The following is a 5,621-nucleotide window of genomic DNA, read 5'->3' on the forward strand; positions in this document are numbered from 1 at the left end:
ATCTAGAACAGTGGTTCGGCCGTTTCATCTCCGTCAGCTTCGACGGCGACCTGGCGCTGCTGGCGCTGTGGACGGCGCACACCCACCTGGTCACAGAGTTGCGGACCACGCCGCGACTGCAGATCGACTCGCCCATGCCCAACAGCGGCAAAACTACTGTGCTCGACCACTTCTCCCGGCTCTGTCACCGACCGATCCAAATAGCGAGCCCACCGTCTCAGGCGCTGATCCCGCGGCTCCTGGAGTTCGAGACCAGGACCATCCTGCTGGACGAGGTCGACCGCATCCTGCGACCCGAGAGCCCGAGCACGCCGGATCTGCTGGCGATCACCAACTCCGGCTACCGCGTCGGCGCTACCCGTCCAGTACTGGTACCGAAGGGCGGCGGCGGCTGGTCAGCCACAGAGATGTCGACGTTCTGCGCTCTGGCGATGGCCGGTAACGCGCCGATCCTGCCCGACGACACACGCTCCCGCATCATCCGGGTTCTGCTCATGCCCGACTTCGACGGCAGCGTGGAGGACTCCGACTGGGAGTACATCGAGGACGACGCCATCGCCTTGCGGGAGCGGGTGGCCGGGTTCGCCGACGAAGTGCGCGACCAGGTGCGTGGAATGGCGGTCGACCTACCGGCGGGCTGCATCGGCCGGTCCAAGGAGAAGTGGCGTCCGCTCAAGCGGGTCGCCGCCGCAGCGGGCGGTCGCTGGCCCGATGTCGTTGACGCTCTCATCGTCCGCGATCTGGCCGAGGAGGCAGCCGAGCGCGAGGCCGGCTTGAAAGCCCGACCGCCCGGGGTCGTCCTGCTGGCCGACCTCACCGACGTCTGGCCCGGGGACGAATCGTTTGCGGCGACCCGACACCTGGTGTCGCGGCTCATCGAGCACAACCCCGACTACTGGGGCAAGGGCAGCTCGTACGGCAAGGAGCTGACCGAGCAACGATTCGGCCGGATGTTGGCTCAGTCAGCAAAGGTGATGTCATGCCGTCCGGGCGGCGGAATGAGCCCACGCGGTTACCTCCGGGCTGGACTTGAGCCGGTGTGGAACCGGCTCGGCATACCTCACCAACTAACCGGCCGAACCGGCCAAGGCGGCCAAACCGGCAGGAATGAGGACGATGACGGCCGGTTTGGCCGGTTCAACCGGTTCGGCCGGTTCGATACCGGCACTCCCGACGTAACGGCCCCGTGCCTGAGCTGCGGCTACTTCTATCCCACGCACGGCTTCCATCGCGACGACTGCAGCAAACACGGAAAGGACAGCGAATGACCAACGGCAGTCTCGCTCCCTACTTCCAAACGGCATGCGACTGCACCCCCGAGCGGGTCTGCAGGTCCTGCCGCCGGTACTGCATCCCCCTGCTCTATTGCCGTGGCTGCGACACGGTGCTGAGCCGGCCCGAGTCCATCGCCACCGGCCGATGCCTGGAATGCCGACTTTTGGCCAACCCCACAGACCACCGCCGCGAATGTCGGCGGGGAAAGAGAGAACAGAAGATGACATCGACAAGCAAGCCCGTGTTCACGGTGGCCGGTGCGCCACTACCGGGCGCCATCTCGGAGGTGTACGGCCACATCCTGTCGGCTCAGGGCGCCTTGGAGGCGCCGGTACTGCTGGGACTGATTACCGAGGATCAACACGCGGAGCTGTTCGACACGCTCACGGATGTACTGGCGGCGCTGACAGACGCGATCGGTCGGTAACCCATCACCACCGGCCCGGAGGCGGCGCCAACCGTCTCCGGGCCGCCCTAACCCGAAGGGGACCCATGACCCAGTTCACGATCACCCTCAGCGACGGCCGCACGGTTGCCGTCCAGGCCGACGAAATCACCACGCGCACTGACGGTTCGGTGTGGCTGCTCGCCGCCATCGCGCCCAAGCCTCAGCCGCTCACCCCGGTCCTGATCCTGGCGGCGCGGCAGTGGACCAGCGTGAGCGTGGAAGACGCTTCGATCCTCTACACCGGAGAGCCGACGCAGCCGGCGATCATGATCAACCCTCCGCCGACGCCGCGGTTTGCGTGATGATTGAGCGCGATGAACCAGCCCCATCGTCGCGGACCCGGGGGAATTGATTGGGAACACTCCGCTGGGGCGCTGGCCGGTAGGTGCGACGCCGGCGTTCCCCCTCGTCACGGCACGATGCCGGACGCGAGTGAAAGGAAGTAAGAGTTGCAGTACAGCTGGCACCCTGCCGGGAAGGGCCACGCCCTGCACGGTCGCGACGGGTCGGAGTGGAACGTCGGCACCCTGCCGAACGGGTGCACCGTTCTGTGGGGCCGCGACGCGCTGGGTCGATGGTCGGCGACGTGCACCGTGCACGGCATGTTGCCCATCGACGGCCCTGATAATGCACACACATCATGGCAGACGGCGATGGCACATAAGCCCTAGCGAGGACGGCCACCATGTCAGGACTTGAAGACGCCGCGAACGATGCCCACGCAGCGGCTGAGGTGAGCTTTGACCCGGGAGTGCACGCCGTGAAGAACGCGCTGGAGGCGGCCTTGGCCGCTGAGCGCGCGAAGGGTTACGAGCCCGCAGACCTCACCGGCATCCCCGCGCCCGAGGAGGCCTGCTACGTCTCGCAGGTCCGAATCCTCAAAGGCGGCACCGAGAATTAGAAACTGGCGCGTCGGTCGTTGAGCCTGTCGCCACGCGGTTCTACGCTTGGGCTGGCGACGTGACGTTCGCGGAATCGCCCGGATGAACGGGCGGGACCGGCCAGCTACCGGTCTGAGGCACTCACCGCCGCGCGAAGTCTGAGGGTGGCGTCATGGGACTGGCGTCCCACCTATCCCTTGACGTTGCGCGGAAACCGGCGCTGTTGGTCCTTCGGGGCCGGTTTCCGCCCCACCCGAAAGTCCCGATCATGGCTGGAACGCCGACCAACGATTTCCTGTCCAAGCTTGAGCAGAGCCGCGAATCCATCCGCAGCACCTGTGAAGAAATGCTCATGGAGTGCAGAGCCGCCAACCGCGAAATGAACGAGGGCGAGCAGCACCGCTACCGCCACGCAATGGCGGACTTGCGCGGGCTAGGCGAGCAGATCGCCGAGTACCGCGCAGATTTCGAGCGGAGCGGGATGCCGGCGCGTCTGGCGCGGCTGAGCCCAACGAACCCACAGACCACTTCAAGGAACATCATGAACCACGCTGACGCCCGCGACCTCATCTACCGGCGCGGCGACCAACGCCAGTCCTGGTGCCGGGATTTGATCCGGCTGTCGATGAACCTGGACAGTGACGGCGAGTCCCGCGCCCGCCTGGCCTCCCACGCCCAGCAGGTCGTCGATCATCCCGCGTTCGAAGAGCACCGCGATCTGAGCCGGGTAGACGGATCGGGAGGTTATGCCGTGCCGCCCGCCTGGTTGATGAACCAGTACGTCGAGCTGGCACGTCCTGGGCGGGCGTTCGCGAACCTCGTGCAGCGCCAACCACTTCCGGGCGGCACGGATTCGATCAACATCCCCAAGGTGTTGACCGGGACCAGCACAGCGGTCCAGACCGCCGACAACACACCGGTGCAGGACGTGGACCTGACGGACACATTCATCAACGCGGCGGTTCGGACGATCAGCGGCCAGCAGGGTGTTGCGATCCAACTTCTCGATCAAAGCCCAATTGCATTCGACGACTTGGTATTCCGCGATTTGATTGCCGACTATGCGAGTCAGCTCGACAAGCAGTGCCTGTCTGGCAGCGGCACCAACGGCCAAGTGCTGGGTGTCCGCCTGACGCCAAACATCGGCAGCATCGCCGTATCCACCGTCGACATCCAGGGTGTCTACAGCGCCATCGCCAACGCGATCCAGACCGTGCACACCACCCGCTTTCAGCCGCCCGAGGTTGTCGTCATGCACCCGCGGCGCTGGGGCTGGTTCCTGGCCTTGCTCGACAACCAGCAGCGGCCGCTGTTTCTGCCCGACGCCAACCGGCCCTACAACGCCGCGGGTATCCTGGAGGAGGTCGCCAGCCAACAGGTCGTCGGCAGCATCCAAGGCCTGCCGGTAGTGACCGATCCCAACATCGAGACGAACCTGGGCACAGGCGGCGATGAGGACCCGGTGTATGTGCTGCGCGCATCCGACGTCGTGCTGTGGGAGTCGGGGATCCGGGCCAGAGTGTTACCGGAGACCAAGGCGCAGAACCTCACGGTGCTGTTGCAGCTGTATGGCTATTTGGCCTTTTCGGCTGCTCGCTATCCAGCCAGCATCGTCGAGCTCTCTGGTCTTTCGGCCCCGACGTTCTGAGGAACCCGCTGCCCGCGGTCCAAGTTCGGCGTAGGCAGTCCGCACGTCGGCCCTCTCTAGCAATATGTTGGGCGCACGAGCGTGTCCACGGGAGGGATGTAATTCGGCATGGGTTCTATCAACGACGTGATCGAGGCGTTCCGGCAGGCCCCGTCGAACTCCGAGCGCGGCACCCTGTTCGAGAAGTTGATGGTGCGCTACTTCGAATTGGATCCAGCGCTGACGCAGCAGTATGACGCGGTATGGCGGTGGATCGACTGGCCTGACCGCCAGGGTAAGACCGACACCGGAATCGACCTCGTGGCCCGCGAGCGCGACACCGGTGAGTACACCGCGATCCAGTGCAAGTTCTACGAGCCGACAACCACCTTGTCGAAGGGCGACATAGACACCTTCTTCACCGCATCAGGCAAGAAGCCATTCACCAACCGGGTAATCATCTCCACCACCGACAGGTGGGGCAAGAACGCCGAAGACGCGCTCGACGATCAGATCACCCCGGTGCAGCGGATCAACATGGCCGATATCGCCGAATCACCAATTGACTGGGATATCGCCTGGCCGCAGGGAAACCTGACCATCGACCTGAGCCCTGCGGAGAAGAAATTGCCCCGCCCGCACCAGGTCGCCGCTATAGACGCGGTCTTGAAGGGATTCGCCGTCGGCAATGACCGCGGCAAGCTCATCATGGCGTGCGGCACCGGCAAGACGTTCACCGCGCTCAAGCTGGCCGAGCAGGTCGCCGTCGACGCTGGCGGGAGTGCCCGGATTCTGTTTCTGGTGCCGTCGATCTCGCTGTTGAGTCAGTCGCTGCGGGAGTGGACCGCGCAAAGCGCGGTGGATATGCGCGCGTTCGCCGTGTGCTCGGATACCAAGGTGGGCCGGCTCCGCTCAACCGAAGACTTCAACGTCTACGACGTACCCATCCCCGTCACCACGAACCCAGCCAAGCTCCTCGACGAGATGGGCCACCGTAAGCGTGCCAAAGGATTGACGGTGGTGTTCTCCACCTACCAGTCATTGCCGACCGTGGCCGATGCCCAGGGCCTGGGCATGGAGGACTTCGATCTGGCGATCTGCGACGAAGCCCACCGCACCACCGGCGTCATCCTCGCTGATGGGGATGAGTCGAACTTCGTGCGCGTCCACGACAACGACTACCTGCACGCCAAACTCCGCCTGTACATGACCGCCACCCCCCGCATCTACAGTGACGCCGTCAAGGGCAAGGCCGACGAGCATTCCGCCGAGCTGGTGTCGATGGACGACGAACTGCGCTACGGCCCCGAGTTCCACAACCTTTCCTTCGGCGATGCTGTCGAACGCGGCCTGCTCACCGACTACAAGGTCCTAGTGCTCACCGTGGACG

Annotated in this window: 7 protein-coding genes; all 7 read left to right on the forward strand. The window is 64.9% G+C overall.

The window, feature by feature from the left end; translation table 11 throughout:
• Positions 1–1,268: DUF3631 domain-containing protein (locus WAN02_RS26790; RefSeq protein WP_422268089.1), on the forward strand; the 1,268-nt coding region annotated here is incomplete at its 5' end.
• Complete coding sequence (locus tag WAN02_RS26795; RefSeq protein WP_422268091.1) at positions 1,265–1,702, forward strand: hypothetical protein; 438 nt, start codon at positions 1,265–1,267, stop codon at positions 1,700–1,702. The genes WAN02_RS26790 and WAN02_RS26795, both read left to right, overlap by 4 nt.
• 65 nt (positions 1,703–1,767) lie before the next feature.
• Entirely contained in the window at positions 1,768–2,025 is a 258-nt protein-coding gene (locus WAN02_RS26800; protein ID WP_422268093.1) for a hypothetical protein, read from the forward strand.
• A gap of 147 nt (positions 2,026–2,172) precedes the next feature.
• Positions 2,173–2,394 (forward strand): hypothetical protein, encoded by a 222-nt coding sequence (locus WAN02_RS26805; RefSeq protein ID WP_422268095.1) that lies wholly within the window; start codon positions 2,173–2,175, stop codon positions 2,392–2,394.
• A 14-nt stretch (positions 2,395–2,408) separates the two neighbouring features.
• Positions 2,409–2,624, forward strand: a complete 216-nt coding sequence (locus WAN02_RS26810; protein WP_422268097.1) for a hypothetical protein — start codon at positions 2,409–2,411, stop codon at positions 2,622–2,624.
• A gap of 248 nt (positions 2,625–2,872) precedes the next feature.
• Entirely contained in the window at positions 2,873–4,252 is a 1,380-nt protein-coding gene (locus WAN02_RS26815) for a phage major capsid protein (protein ID WP_422268099.1), read from the forward strand.
• A gap of 108 nt (positions 4,253–4,360) precedes the next feature.
• On the forward strand, positions 4,361–5,621 hold a 1,261-nt coding region (locus WAN02_RS26820; RefSeq protein ID WP_422268101.1), incomplete at its 3' end, for a DEAD/DEAH box helicase family protein.

This window comes from Mycobacterium sp. (assembly GCF_049281135.1).
Lineage (GTDB): Bacteria > Actinomycetota > Actinomycetes > Mycobacteriales > Mycobacteriaceae > Mycobacterium.

Bases quoted from the DNA above. Each gene is read 5' to 3' on its own strand.
- WAN02_RS26795 (WP_422268091.1), top strand. From the start codon at position 1,265: ATGACCAACGGCAGTCTCGCTCCCTACTTCCAAACGGCATGCGACTGC.
- WAN02_RS26800 (WP_422268093.1), top strand. From the start codon at position 1,768: ATGACCCAGTTCACGATCACCCTCAGCGACGGCCGCACGGTTGCCGTC.
- WAN02_RS26810 (WP_422268097.1), top strand. From the start codon at position 2,409: ATGTCAGGACTTGAAGACGCCGCGAACGATGCCCACGCAGCGGCTGAG.
- WAN02_RS26815 (WP_422268099.1), top strand. From the start codon at position 2,873: ATGGCTGGAACGCCGACCAACGATTTCCTGTCCAAGCTTGAGCAGAGC.